Here is a 12,481-nt window from a genome sequence, read left to right as displayed (position 1 = left end):
AGCGGCCGCCCTCCCGGGCCACCCCGCCCCCACACCCTCGCCCCCCTCTTGTTGACACGCCTCCGGACCGCTCCCCATACTCATTCCACTAATCAACTAGCTAAAGGGGGGATCCGGGTGAGTCACCCGAGCCCATGGGCCATCGAGGCCGAAGGACTGGGCAAGCAGTACGGCCGCGGCTGGGCACTGCGAGACTGCTCCTTCCGGCTCCCCGCGGGCCATATCTGCGCCCTCGTCGGCCCCAACGGCGCCGGCAAGAGCACCTTCCTGGGCACCGCGACCCGGCTGGTGCAGCCCACCACCGGCACGCTGAAGCTGTTCGGCGTCCCGGTCACCGACCCGGCCGTGCTGTCCCGGATCGCCTACCTCGCCCAGGACAAGCCGCTCTACCCCCGCTTCACGGTGGCCGAGACACTGCGGCTGGGCCGTGAGCTCAACCCGCGCTGGGACCAGGCGCTGGCCGAGCGGATCGTCCGCTCCGGCAATGTGCCGTTCGGCGCCCGTATCGGCACCCTCTCGGGCGGCCAGCGCACCCGCGTCGCCTTCGCCCTCGCCTTCGGCAAGCGGCCCGAGCTGCTGCTGCTCGACGAGCCGATGTCCGACCTCGACCCGCTCGCCCGGAACGAGCTGTCCGGACTGCTGATGGCCGAGGCCGCCGAACACGGCACGACCGTCCTGATGTCGTCCCACATGCTCTCCGAGCTGGAGGTCATGTGTGACTACCTCCTCGTCCTCGCCGAGGGCCGGCTGCGGATGGCCGGCCAGACCGAGGACCTGGTCCCCGCGCACCAGCTGGTGACGGGCGTCGCCGAGGGGGACGACGGGGTGCCCGAGGAGCTGCGCCGGCACCACACCGTGGTCGAATCCCGGGTCAGCGGGCGGCAGTTCAGCGCCCTGGTCCGGACCGGCGGGCCGCTCTCCGACAGCTGGGAGGTGCTGGCGCCGAGCATGGAGGAGGTCCTGCTGGCCTATCTGCGCTCGCCCGACGCCCCCACCCTGATCGCGGACGAGGCCCGCGTCGACGCGCCACGGGAGACCGCGGCATGAAGACGACCGACACCTCCGGCCGCACACCCGGCGGCACCACCGACGCGGACGACACAGCCGACGCGGCCGACGGGAACGGTCTCACCGATACGGCCGGCGGCCGCCGCGGCCTGCTGCACGGTCTGCCCTGGCTGGTCTGGCGCCGGCACCGCGCCCTCCTGTGCGCCGCCCTGCTGGCCACCGTCGTCGGCTGCATCACCTTCGCCTGCCAGCGCATCGGCGTACAGGACCTCCTGCACAGCCACCGCGCCACCGCCGACCCCGACGGAGAGCTGCTCACCGAGTTCCAGAACAGCTACGGCCCGATGTTCGGCAACGACCTCTCCTTCTTGCAGGGCCTGCCGGTCCTGGCCGGCATCTTCCTCGGCGCACCGCTGATCGCCGGCGAGCTGGAGCACGGCACCGTCAGGCTGGTCACCACCCAGTCGGTGAGCCGCACCCGCTGGATCGCCGCCGCGCTCGGCCTGCCGCTGGCCGTCGCGGTGCTGTGCAGCACTCTGCTGTCGGCGGTCTTCACCTGGCTGTGGGCCCCGGCCCACGGGCTGGCCGCGAGCGGCGACTGGCTGACGAACGGCCCCTTCGACACCACCGGCCCCGTCCCGGTCGCCAAGACGCTGTTCCTGACCGCCTGCGGTATCGCCCTCGGCATGCTGATCAAGCGGGTGGTCCCGGCCATGGCGGCCACCCTCGCCCTCTCCGTGGTCACCGACGTGGTCTGGACCGAGCAGATACGCCCCCGGCTCGGCACCCTGCGCAGCGTCACCTACCCGTACGACTCCGACAACGGCCCCAGCCTGCCCTTCGCCTCCGTACGGATGGACGACTGGGTGTCCACCGCGGACGGCAAGCTCTACGGCTTCGGCACCTGCACCGACAGCGGCGCCGAGGCATGCCGGGCCAAGCTGGGCATCGTCAACCGGGTGACCCAGTACTTCGATTACGGGCAGATGGCCGGGATGCAGTGGCTGGGCGCGGCGATCCTGCTGGCTCTGACCGCCGTGGTGCTGGCGTTCGTCGTCTGGCGGACACACCGGCGGCCACTGTGAACGGGCGGCCACTGTGAACGGGCAGCCACGTGGCGCCTTACACGAGCAGCCGGCCCCGGGGCCATACCGTACGGGGCGCGCCCCGGGCGGCGCTTTGACACCCGGCACGCCCCACCGGATCATCAAGCGGTTGGGCAACCCGGCCCCGGCCCCGGCGGCACACCGGACGGCACGGGCGGAAGAGACAGAGAGGTGGTGAGCGTCGTCGAGTTCCGGATCGACCGCCGCAGCGGTGTCGCCACCTACCTCCAGATCGTGCAACAGGTCCAGCAGGCACTTCGGTTGGGCGTCCTGGTGGAGGGCGACCGGCTGCCGACCGCCGCCCAGGTGGCCGCCACGACCAAGGTCAACCCCAATACGACCCTCAAGGCCTACCGCGAACTGGAACGCGAGGGCCTGGTCGAACCACGCCCCGGCCTCGGCACCTTCGTCAGCCGTACGCTCGCCCGCCCCGACTCCGCCGCCGACGCTCTGCTCCGCGAGGAACTCCGCTCCTGGATGGACCGCGCCCGCGCCGGGGGCCTGGACCGGGAGGACGTCCAGGCACTGGTGACCTCGGTGCTCCAGGACCGGTACCCGGACGGCTGAGGGGGCGGGGACGAGTACGGGGACGGGGCGGGGCGCCGTGGTGTGGCGCCCCGCCCCGTCCCGTCCCGTCCTCGTCCCCCGTCCTCGTCCCCCCGTCCTCCCTTGACCCTCACGCAACGTCAGGCCCCACCCTGAAGGAACGGCAGGACCTCCCCCGGCCCCGGCCCGGCCCCGGTGGCGACCTCCCCACCGGACGACGGCGGCCCGACCGAACATGGCGGGAGGGGACGGGATGGGACGGGACGAAAGGCGCTGCGATGAGCTACTCGGTCGGACAGGTCTCCGGCTTCACAGGGATCACGGTGCGGGCCCTGCACCACTACGACAAGGCCGGCCTGCTCTCCCCCAGTGACCGCAGCCCCGCCGGCTACCGCCTCTACAGCGATACCGACCTCGCCCGGCTCCAGCAGATCCTCTTCTACCGGGAACTCGGCTTCCCCCTCGACGAGATCGCCACCATCCTGGCGGACCCACAGGCCAACGCCCTGGACCACCTCCGCGCCCGGCACCGCCTCCTCACCGACCAGATCACCAAGCTGCGACGGCTGGTCGAGGTCGCCGAACACGCCATGCGGGTCCAGCAGACCGGGGTGGAGCTGACCCCCGAGGAGCGGTTCGAGGTCTTCGGCGAGGTGACCTTCGACCTCACCTACGCCACCCAGGCCCATCTCAAGTGGCAGCACCACGAGGGCCATCAGCACTCCATGGCACGGGCCGCCGCACACTCCAAGGAGGACTGGGCACAGCTCATGGCCGAGGCCGCCGACTGGCGCCAACGCCTCCTCACCGCCTTCGACACCGGCGAAGCACCGGACGGCCCACCCGCCATGGACCTCGCCGAGGAACACCGACAGCACATCACCCGCTGGTTCACCCCCTGCCCCACCGACATGCACACCCGCATCGCCGACGACTTCACCACCGACCCCCGAGCCTTCGCCCTCCTCGTGCCGCCCACAGAACAACGCCCCGGCCTCGCGTCCTACCTCCACACGGCGGTACATGCCAACGCCGTACGGCAGTCGCCGGACGGCGAGGAGTGAGCGGCGGATAGCGGGCCGCGGGTGGGCGGGGGACCGCCCGCCCACATCCGCCACATCCGCCGCATCGCCATACCGGCCATCCCCGCATGCCCGGCCCTCCCGCCGTGCGTCCACCACACCCACACAACACCCCGCCCCCAGACCCGACAAAGGCCGCCCACCCATGACCAAAATCCTCATCACGGCCGCCGGATCCCACGGCGATATCGCCCCCTACACCGGAGTGGGCGCCCGGCTCCGCGCCGCCGGCCATGACGTCGCCCTCGCCACCCACGACCGCTACGCCACCCTCGTACGGGCCGCCGGCCTGGAGTTCCGCCCGCTGCCGGCCGACCCCCGCACGCACCGTCCCGCAGACGACACCGCCGTACGGACGCGGCCCGCCGACCCCGGCAGCAGACGCACCCTGATGCGGCAGGCCGCCGCCTTCATCAAGGAACTGGGCGGCGGCCTGGCCGATGCCGCCCGCGACGACACCGGCCTCCTCCTGCTCTCCGCCACCACCGCACCGCTCGGCCACCACCTCGCGGAGGCGCACGGCATCCCCTACCTGGACCTGCCCCTCGTACCCGGCGCCCCCACCAGCGACTTCGCCCCGGTGGTCAGCGGCGGCCGCTCCCTGGGCCGCTGGGGCAACCGCGCCGCCGGCCGCCTCTCGCTCCGCATCATCGACCGCCTCTACGCCGACGCGTCCCGCGACCTGCGCGCCCGCCTCGGACTGCCGCCCGCCACACCCCGTACGGTCCGCCGCCGCGCCGAAGCCGTCGGCCGGCCGGTCCTGCACGGCTTCAGCGAGGTCCTGGTGCCCCGACCCACGGACTGGCGCCCCGGCCTCGACATCGTCGGCAACTGGTGGCCCTGGCACGCCCCGGACGCCCAACTCCCGCCCGCCGTAGAGGACTTCCTGGCCGCGGGCCCGCCCCCGGTCTTCGTCGGCTTCGGCAGTATGGCGGGCGGCGAGGGCGAGCGCCTGAGCACGATCGCGGCCGCCGCGCTGCGCCGGGCCAAGCTCCGCGGCATCCTCCAGTCCGGCTGGTCCGGCCTGTCCACCCGGCACACCTCATCGGACGACGGCCTCCTCACCATCGGCGAAGTGCCGCACGCCCTCCTCTTCCCCCGCATGTCCGCGGTCGTCCACCACTGCGGCGCAGGGACCGCCGCCGCAGGCGTGCGCGCCGGCGTCCCCACCATCCCGGTCCCGGTCACCGCCGACCAGCCCTTCTGGGCCGCCCGCCTGACCTCCCTGGGCGTCGCCACCACCCCGATCCCCTTCAAGGAACTGTCCGGTGACGACGCCGTCGCCCGCCTGTCCCACGCCCTCACCCAGGCCACCACCACCCCGGCCCACCGCACTCACGCCACCACCGCCGCCCACCGCCTGGCCACCGAGGACGGCCCCGGCAAGGTCCTCAAGGCCGTAGAACGCCTGACGGTCTAAGACGCCCCTGCCCTTCGGCAGGCACGTGGCTGAGTGGCATCCAGCTACCAGAGCCTCCGCGAAAACCCGTTGGAGGACCCCGGCGACCACTGCTACCTTCCCGGAGGCCGTGCGAGAGAACGAGGAGGTGGTACCCGTGAACGCAGTATCGACATGGGTGCTCCCCTCCGGGGTCACGGTCGGGCGATAGGTCGTCCGGGAGCGCCGTTCACGAGCACTCCCGAAAGGCACGACCATGCACTTCACTTCCGAGCAGCGCCTCGACGACGGCGTCCTCGCACGCGAATTCACCCTCGGCGAGACCCCCGGCACCCTGTGGACGCCCGAATCCGCCGCACCGGCCCCGCTGATCCTGATGGCCCACAACAACGGCCTGCCCAAGGCAGAACCCCGGCTGGTGGCCCGCGCCCGGCACTCCGCGGCACACGGCTACGCGGTGGCCTCCATCGACGCCCCCGGCTGTGGCGACCGGCCCCGTTCCGCCGCCGACGAGCAGGCCCGCGCCGACCTCCGCCGCGCCATGCAGGCCGGCGAGCCGGCCGACGACATCTTCGAGTCCTTCATCGGCCCACTGGTCGAAAAAGCGGTCCCGGAATGGCGGGCCACCCTGGACGCCCTCCTTGCCCTGCCCGATATCGGCGGCCCGGTCGGCTACTCGGGATGGACCGCCGTCGGCATCCGCCTGGCGGTGACCGAGCCGCGCATCGCGGCCGCCGGCTTCTTCGCCGGCGGTTACGTGCCCCGCGCCCAGCGCGAGGAGGCCCGCCAGGTCACCATCCCGCTGCTGTTCCTGCTGCAGTGGGACGACGAGGGAAACCCCCGCCGGCGCGCGCTGGACCTGTTCGACACCTTCGGCACCAGGGAGAAGACCCTGCACGCCAATCTGGGCGGGCACACCGGCACCCCGTGGTTCGAGGTGGAGGACGGGAACCGGTTCTTCGGCCGACACCTGAAGTAAGGCCGGGCCGCCAGGCCGACAGCAGCCGGTAGCCGCTGTCGGCCAGGCCGCCACTCATCGAGATCGGGTCCCGGGACCGTCCCCCGGGACCGTCCGCCGGGACCGACCACCACGACCATCCACCCGGACCGACCGCCCGCACCGACCACCGACCACCGACCACCACAGCCATCCACCCGCACCACCCACCAGGACCGCCAAGACCCGACCGGCGGACGACCCGCCACCCGTTCGGCGGCCAGGCCCCCCGCCCCGGGATGCGCACACCCGCCACCAGGCGTGGGCTCGCAACTATGACCACGTTCCGCAAAAGCACCCCGCTGCGCAGAATGCTGCTGCTCGCCATAGCCCCGACGGCCACGGGCTGCGTCCTCGCCCTGGCAGCCTCCCAGGTGGCCGTCGCCGCCCCGGCCGGCAACTCGGGCCCGCCCGCGAAGGCCCATCACCGCATCAGCTCGCCCTACGGCGTCCGCGGCGGCTGGCAGGCCGGTCACCACACCGGCATCGACCTCGCCGTCCGCACCGGGACCAAGGTCAGGTCCGTGGGCTCCGGCACCGTGGTCCTCGCCAAACGGTCGGGCGCCTACGGGAAGGCCGTGACGATCCGGATGAACGACGGCCGCTACACCCTCTTCGGCCACCTCTCCCGCATCACGGTCCGCACCGGCCAGAAGGTCCGTGCCCGCACCCACCTCGGCTACAGCGGCGCCACCGGCCGCGCCACCGGCCCCCACCTCCACTTCGAGGTACGCACCGCCCGCTACTACGGCACCGACATCAACCCCCTCCCCTACCTAGCCCAACACGGCATCCACCTCACCCACCCCACCCCCACCACACACCCCCACCGCCCCCACAAACGCCCCCGCGCGCATCACCGCTACCGCCACCACCACACCCACCATCACCGTCACCACCAGCACCGCCATCATCATCACCACCGCCGCCACCGCTAGCCATTAGCCCCCGCCCCACCACCGACAGCCCCCACCCCACCCCCTTGAGTCCCCTGAGGAAATCGGAGCACGGGACGTACTTCGTGCGCCGGTTGCCGATGCCAGTCATAAGGGCAATCTTGCGGAAGTTCGAGTGGCGTTTCGCCCAGCTGCTGACGGCGGAGCAGCTGACGCCAGCGAGGGCTGCTCCGGCGGCTGGCTCCGTCTGCAAAGCTATGACGATGACCATGAAGATCACGGCGGAGTGGGAACGTCGCTGCGCCGCCCTGTGGGCCGCCTTCGAGGACTGCGATGCGGCGGAGTTCCGCTCGAAGATGAGGACGCTGGCCGACGAACTGCCGGAGGGGCACACCGTCGCCGCGTTCGAGCTCGCCTCCGCCTATGACGCGACCGACCTGGGCGAGCGGGCCGTTCCCCTTTACCGGCAGGCCCTGGACGACGGCCTGGACGGCGAACGCCGACGTCAGGCGGTCGTCCAGCTCGCGAGTACGCTGCGCGCCCTCGGCCACCCGCAGGCCGGCGCCGACATGCTGCTCGCGGAGCGCGGGAAGACCTCGGACCACCTCGACGACGTGGTCACCGCGTTCCTCGCCCTGGCGTTCGTCGACCTCGGACGCGAACGGGAGGCCGCGGCGCTCGCCCTCGGCGCGCTCTCCCACCATCTGCCGTGCTACAACAACTCACTCGCCCGTTACGCCGCAGCCGTGGCCGACCCGATCCCGAAAGGCTGAGAAACGGGGCCGGGCCCAGGCGTCTCCCCGGACAAACTGACCGCTCCGTACACGACGCGGTGTACGGAGCGGTGCGGGCTCGCGTGGCGGTCAGGGCCTCAAGGTCGCCGGACCCTCCCCCTGGGCCACGCTGTACGCCGCGTCCTCGGACCCGGCCAGCGCGGCGCTTTCCCCGAGTGCCAATGCGAGCGTCATTGCAACAACCCCGGCCAGCTTCATCGCCTTGCTGAGCATGCCCCACCCCTTTGTCGCGGCCTGTGCCTGTCTCGTGGTCACGTCGATCGCTCTCGACGTGACGGATACTGCTCGCCGCCGTTCCCACCGCCTTCCCTCGGCACGGGAACGAACAAGGAACCGCACAAGGAACCGCACATCAAGGCAGTGGGCAGGCCGCCCGCGTCACGAGGCGGGGCGTGCCGCGACCGGGGACTCCAGGGCCTCGGGCGCCGGCTCCTCGGACTTCTCCACGACCTCCCCTGGCGGCCGCAGCGCGCTCAGGTCCACCCACCGCAGCGTCGCCAGCGTCATCAGCACCGGCAGCGTCCCGCCCAGCACGAAGAGGGTCACCACGAACGCCCCGCCCGAGCCCACACCCGCGATCACCGCCGACAGCGGTACGAGCGCCAGCGAGCCCAGCCAGTCGATGCTGATGACGCGACCGCGCACCGCGCTCGGCACGGTCTGGATCAGCGTCGACCAGTACACGTTGCCGACGGTCGAGAAGCAGCCGTACATCACGGCCATGGGAAGCAGCAGCCAGAACGACGGTACGAAGACCATCACCGCCAGCGGAGCGGCGCCCGCCGTCCAGGCGAGCAGCATCCAACGGGCATAGTTCTTGGGGAGTTTGCGCGCGCCCAGCACTACGGAGGCGACCACGGCCGCGACGCCGGTCACCGCGATGAAAAGGCCGTAGTCGCGGGCATCGCCGCCGAGCCGGTCGCTGATGAGGAAGGGCAGGAGCACCTGCCGGGGGCCGGACTGGAGCAGCAGCACCACGCCGGACCACACGATGAGCACCCACAGCCACCGCTCCCCGAACAGGTAGCGCAGCGCCTGCCGGTACGGGACGGGTTCGGCCGACTCGGCCTCCTCCTCGGACACGGAACCGGCAGACACGCCCGGCCGGATGAGGGCCACACACACTGCCGCCACCCCGAAGCTCACCGCGTTGAGCACGATGACGCTCATGGAGTCGAGCAGCGAGATCAGCACACCGCCGAGAGCCGGGCCGACCATCCGCGTGGTGAGCGAACGCACAGTGGACTCAAGGGCGTTGGCTGAGTGCAGGCTCTCCTCGGGCACGAGGTCGGGGGTGAAGGCGTCGGAGGCGGGTCCGCTGATCGCGGCGGACGCGCCGAGCACGAAAGCGGCGCCGACCAGTTGCCACACCATCAGGTCCCCGATGACATGGACGACGGTGAGCACGGCGAGCACGGCGAAGCTCGCCACGAACGACCAGCCGATGACCCGTCTGCGCGGAAAGCGGTCCGCGAGCGCACCGCCCACCAGGACGCAGGAGATCAGGCCCACCGCCTCGGCGCCCACCACCATGGCGAGTTCGGAGCTGTCACCGCCCAGCTCCATGGCCACCCACGGCAGCGCGACCAGCCAGACCCCGTCGCCGAGCATGCTGATGAGGTACGAGATGAAGAACAGGCGGTAGTCGCGGTGCCGCAGGGGCGCAAACGACCGGTACAGGGAACGGGACTTCGGCATGGGTTCCAACTCCGTGGACGACTAATGGTGCGTGGGGTATACGACAGCAGTGCGGCGGCCGTGTCGGCCGCCGCGCTGCTGGTTGTTCCTCAGGAGCCGGTCATCGCCACCTTTTTCCGCAGCGCGACCCTGATCTCCTTGCCGTCCTTGCCCTTGATCATCATCACCGAGGGGGTGGAGTGGGTGACGGGCAGCGCTCGCAGGGCCTTCTGGTCCGCGACCTGAGCCTCGTAGTACTCCCGGCTCGCCGGCACCGTGTTGGGTCGCAGCGCCGGGATCGGCCGCTTGGCGACCTGCCAGTCGATGACGTCGTTGCCTGGCTGGTATTCGCTGCCGTCCTCGGGCAGCAGGGTGCGCGGCCGGTTGATGGTGTACACGTTCTCCAGGTGCTCGAAGGCGTGGCCCACGCCCGGCGGGATGAGCAGGTACCGCTCGGGGTCCGGGCAGAAGGTGTACGTCACGTCCGCGCCGTAGGTCGGCGAGTCCACCCGGGTGTCGATGAGGTGGAGGGTGACCAGCTGCTTACGGGGGCCGGCGAAGGTGAGCCGGTCCTCCTGGCCGAGGTGGATGCCGTAGGCGTCGTGGGTGTAGCCCGTCTCGCCGTGGTCGATGAAGTAGAGCGGGTGGCGGTCCAGGAGGGCGGAGAAGCCGGACTCGGCGCCGCTGCGGATCACTGGGTGGCGCACCCAGCCCACGCCGAAGACGTCGGCCAGCGGCTCCCAGTTCTTCCGGTCGTCCTTGGGCAGCGGGCGGCGCAGTTCGACCCGGCGGACCGTGCCGTCGGCGAGCTTCACGTCCCGGGTGACGGGGTACTCGTAGGCCACCTTCGGGATCATGGCGCGCTGCTGGGCGGCGACCATGTCGTACCAGAGCTCGCTGGCGGGGTGGGAGTTGGGCTTGTAGAGGGGGATGCCCTCGTCGGCGATGCCGAGGGGAATGTTGATGATGTCCGCGTCGGGCTGCCAGTCGAGGCTGCCGTGGACCCATTCGGCGGGCTCCGGGAGGAACAGCTCGTAGGAGTTGATGGTGTTGACGAACTCCAGGCCGTCGAAGCTGTGGGCCACCCCCGGCGGGATGTACAGCGCGCGGGCCGAGGTGGGCGACCAGGTGTGCTTCTCCCGCAACCCGGCGGTGGGCGAGCCCTCTCGGCAGTCGATGAACCAGCCGGTGACCGTACCGCTGCTCGGCCCCATGAAGGTGAGGACGTCCGCCTGACCCAGGTGAATTCCGTAGTGACCGTAGCTGAATTCCGTCTCCCCGTGGAAAACCAGGGTCGCCGGCCGCAGGGTCGGGAAGGGGACGACGTAGGAATCGTTCCCGTTCTCGATCCGCCAGTTCTCACGCCAGCCGAGTCCTTCGATGGAAAACGACTCACTCACGACGTTCCCTTTCTCTTTCTGCTTCGGTTGGGAGCGGGGTGGGCTTTCCGAGGGGGCGGCCCGCCCCCGGACACGAATTCCGGGGCCGGGCCGCACCATCCCGCGTCGAGGTCAGGCGAGGATCTCGACCTCGTAGCCGGCGGCCTCGGCGGCGGCGCGCAGGTCCTCGATGGAGGTGGTGGGCAGCTCCTCGAAGATCTCCGCGACGGCCGCCTGCTTGATGCCGGCCAGGGAGGCGGAGAGACGCGCGGCCTGGTCGGCGCCCTCGAACTTGCTGAACGCCAGGCTGGTGAGGAGCGACTGCAGCGCCTCGTCACCGGAGGCAGCGGCCTCGCGCAGCTTGGCGAGGGTGGCGTCGTCGACCTTGCTCCAGTCGGCGTCGAACTGAGCGCCGTCGGCGTACAGGCCGTTCATCATCTGCTGGGCCGGGGTGGAGACGTTGCTCATAGCGGACTCCTTTGGTTTTCGCCCCCCCTTTTTTCTTTCCTGTTCCCGGGGGGCTTCCTTGTTGGTGATTTAATTTCATCAACTGCGGCGGTAACGGTCAATGAATTCCTGATCGGCTTACCCGGAATGGAAATTCGGACAAGCCGATGGGTCGGGTTTCGTCAGGCCGCGAGCTGGTCGTTCTCCTCGGCCATCAGGTTGCTGACCTGGTCGATGAACAGCCGCATCTCCCGGCTGACCGGGGTGCGCCGGCGCCGTACGAGCTGCGTGTACACGGCGGACGGCGGGCGCCAGTCGAGCGGGACGAGCACACCGGCGGCGATGTCGTCGGCGACGGCCACCGCGGGAAGCAGGCCCACGCCCAGGCCGGCCGCGGCCCACCGCTTGGTCGACTCGACCGTGCCGGACTCAAGGATCGGCGCCGTCCGGCAGTCCATCTCGCCCTCCAGCAGCCGCCGGTAGCCGCGTCCGGACTCCGGCGCGAGGATCGGCACCGACCGCAGCCGCTCACCGGTGGCCGATCGCCGGCCGGCCAGTTCGTGGTCGGGTGCCACGACGGCGACGAGCGGCTCGGGCCCGAACACCGTGCTCTCCAGGCCGGGATGGAGTGTCTCGGTGTCGATCAGCAGGACCAGGTCCAGGGCGCCCTGACGCAGACCGTCGAGGATCTCCGCCCCGCTGCCGGGCCGCAGCACCAACTCCAGCTGCGGGCAGCGGTGGTGGAAGAACTCCAGCAGCGGCGGCATGCGGTACGTGGCGATGCTCTCCATCGTCCCGATCACCAGCCGCCCCGACGGCTCGGGCGAGCCGGAGGCGGCGCTGCGGGCCTCTTCGGCGAGTAGGAGCAGCCGTTCCGCGTACGGCAGCAGCCGCCGGCCAGCCGGGGTGAGCCGGACCCTGCGTCCGGAGAGCCGCTCGAACAGCGCAACGCCCAGGGCATTCTCCAGGCCCTTGATCTGCCCGGTCACACTGGACTGCGCGTAGTTGAGCTCGGCAGCCGTGCGGCTGAAACTGAGCAGGGTGGCGGCCCTGTGAAATGTCCTGAGCTGACGCATGTCCACGTGTCCTGTCCTCCGGGGTGTGGGAGATGGGGGGTCACTGGCGGCCGGTGCGCGTGCGTGCGCCGTAC

At 71.1% G+C, this 12,481-nt stretch carries 13 protein-coding genes; 8 read left to right on the top strand and 5 right to left on the bottom strand.

From position 1 onward, the window contains the following. Nucleotides 1-117: 117 nt before the first annotated feature. The 8 genes from STRTU_RS21030 (at nt 118) to STRTU_RS20995 (ending at nt 7,807) form a co-directional block, all read left to right on the top strand. Nucleotides 118-1,047, top strand: coding sequence for an ABC transporter ATP-binding protein (locus STRTU_RS21030; RefSeq protein WP_159745110.1), 930 nt, complete (start codon nt 118-120; stop codon nt 1,045-1,047). Further along, nucleotides 1,044-2,093, top strand: coding sequence for an ABC transporter permease subunit (locus STRTU_RS21025; protein WP_159745108.1), 1,050 nt, complete (start codon nt 1,044-1,046; stop codon nt 2,091-2,093). The genes STRTU_RS21030 and STRTU_RS21025 overlap by 4 nt, the downstream gene beginning before the upstream one ends. 192 nt (nt 2,094-2,285) lie before the next feature. Further along, complete coding sequence (locus STRTU_RS21020; RefSeq protein WP_159745106.1) at nt 2,286-2,681, top strand: GntR family transcriptional regulator; 396 nt, start codon at nt 2,286-2,288, stop codon at nt 2,679-2,681. 257 nt (nt 2,682-2,938) lie between these two features. Then, on the top strand, nt 2,939-3,724 hold the full coding sequence (locus tag STRTU_RS21015; protein WP_159745104.1) for a MerR family transcriptional regulator: 786 nt from the start codon (nt 2,939-2,941) through the stop codon (nt 3,722-3,724). A 163-nt stretch (nt 3,725-3,887) separates the two neighbouring features. Next, on the top strand, nt 3,888-5,162 hold the full coding sequence (locus STRTU_RS21010) for a glycosyltransferase (RefSeq protein WP_159745102.1): 1,275 nt from the start codon (nt 3,888-3,890) through the stop codon (nt 5,160-5,162). Nucleotides 5,163-5,397: 235 nt separating this feature from the next. After that, nucleotides 5,398-6,120: a dienelactone hydrolase family protein gene (locus STRTU_RS21005; protein WP_159745100.1), complete on the top strand. Its 723-nt coding sequence runs from the start codon at nt 5,398-5,400 to the stop codon at nt 6,118-6,120. A gap of 293 nt (nt 6,121-6,413) precedes the next feature. Then, the gene (locus STRTU_RS21000; protein WP_159745098.1) at nt 6,414-7,076 is read left to right on the top strand and encodes a M23 family metallopeptidase; all 663 of its coding nucleotides are present in this window, start codon (nt 6,414-6,416) and stop codon (nt 7,074-7,076) included. Between the two features lie 221 nt (nt 7,077-7,297). Continuing rightward, nucleotides 7,298-7,807: a tetratricopeptide repeat protein gene (locus tag STRTU_RS20995; RefSeq protein WP_246240942.1), complete on the top strand. Its 510-nt coding sequence runs from the start codon at nt 7,298-7,300 to the stop codon at nt 7,805-7,807. A 90-nt stretch (nt 7,808-7,897) separates the two neighbouring features. Here the strand turns inward: STRTU_RS20995 and STRTU_RS20990 are convergent, their stop codons facing one another. From STRTU_RS20990 to STRTU_RS20970, 5 genes are all read right to left on the bottom strand, one after another. Further along, on the bottom strand, nt 7,898-8,041 hold the full coding sequence (locus tag STRTU_RS20990; protein ID WP_159745096.1) for a hypothetical protein: 144 nt from the start codon (nt 8,039-8,041) through the stop codon (nt 7,898-7,900). A 165-nt stretch (nt 8,042-8,206) separates the two neighbouring features. Continuing rightward, nucleotides 8,207-9,526 carry an MFS transporter gene (locus tag STRTU_RS20985; RefSeq protein WP_159745094.1) on the bottom strand — a complete coding sequence of 440 codons (1,320 nt, stop codon included), beginning with the start codon at nt 9,524-9,526 and terminating at the stop codon, nt 8,207-8,209. Nucleotides 9,527-9,615: 89 nt separating this feature from the next. After that, nucleotides 9,616-10,905, bottom strand: coding sequence for a dTDP-4-dehydrorhamnose 3,5-epimerase family protein (locus STRTU_RS20980; protein ID WP_159745092.1), 1,290 nt, complete (start codon nt 10,903-10,905; stop codon nt 9,616-9,618). Between the two features lie 111 nt (nt 10,906-11,016). Then, nucleotides 11,017-11,352: a hypothetical protein gene (locus tag STRTU_RS20975; protein WP_159745090.1), complete on the bottom strand. Its 336-nt coding sequence runs from the start codon at nt 11,350-11,352 to the stop codon at nt 11,017-11,019. 161 nt (nt 11,353-11,513) lie between these two features. After that, entirely contained in the window at nt 11,514-12,407 is an 894-nt protein-coding gene (locus STRTU_RS20970) for a LysR family transcriptional regulator (RefSeq protein ID WP_308789396.1), read from the bottom strand. Nucleotides 12,408-12,481 lie beyond the last annotated feature (74 nt).

This window comes from Streptomyces tubercidicus (assembly GCF_027497495.1).
GTDB classification, from domain to species: Bacteria; Actinomycetota; Actinomycetes; order Streptomycetales; family Streptomycetaceae; genus Streptomyces; species Streptomyces tubercidicus.
Note: the sequence above shows the minus strand (reverse complement) of the source record. Positions and strands in the feature narration are given on the sequence as shown.

What these genes read in the sequence shown, in the direction of transcription:
- STRTU_RS21015 (WP_159745104.1), top strand. Translation starts at nt 2,939, where the DNA reads ATGAGCTACTCGGTCGGACAGGTCTCCGGCTTCACAGGGATCACGGTG.
- STRTU_RS21000 (WP_159745098.1), top strand. Translation starts at nt 6,414, where the DNA reads ATGACCACGTTCCGCAAAAGCACCCCGCTGCGCAGAATGCTGCTGCTC.
- STRTU_RS21025 (WP_159745108.1), top strand. Translation starts at nt 1,044, where the DNA reads ATGAAGACGACCGACACCTCCGGCCGCACACCCGGCGGCACCACCGAC.
- STRTU_RS20975 (WP_159745090.1), bottom strand. Translation starts at nt 11,352, where the DNA reads ATGAGCAACGTCTCCACCCCGGCCCAGCAGATGATGAACGGCCTGTAC.
- STRTU_RS21005 (WP_159745100.1), top strand. Translation starts at nt 5,398, where the DNA reads ATGCACTTCACTTCCGAGCAGCGCCTCGACGACGGCGTCCTCGCACGC.
- STRTU_RS20985 (WP_159745094.1), bottom strand. Translation starts at nt 9,526, where the DNA reads ATGCCGAAGTCCCGTTCCCTGTACCGGTCGTTTGCGCCCCTGCGGCAC.
- STRTU_RS20990 (WP_159745096.1), bottom strand. Translation starts at nt 8,041, where the DNA reads ATGCTCAGCAAGGCGATGAAGCTGGCCGGGGTTGTTGCAATGACGCTC.
- STRTU_RS20995 (WP_246240942.1), top strand. Translation starts at nt 7,298, where the DNA reads ATGACCATGAAGATCACGGCGGAGTGGGAACGTCGCTGCGCCGCCCTG.
- STRTU_RS20970 (WP_308789396.1), bottom strand. Translation starts at nt 12,407, where the DNA reads ATGCGTCAGCTCAGGACATTTCACAGGGCCGCCACCCTGCTCAGTTTC.
- STRTU_RS21010 (WP_159745102.1), top strand. Translation starts at nt 3,888, where the DNA reads ATGACCAAAATCCTCATCACGGCCGCCGGATCCCACGGCGATATCGCC.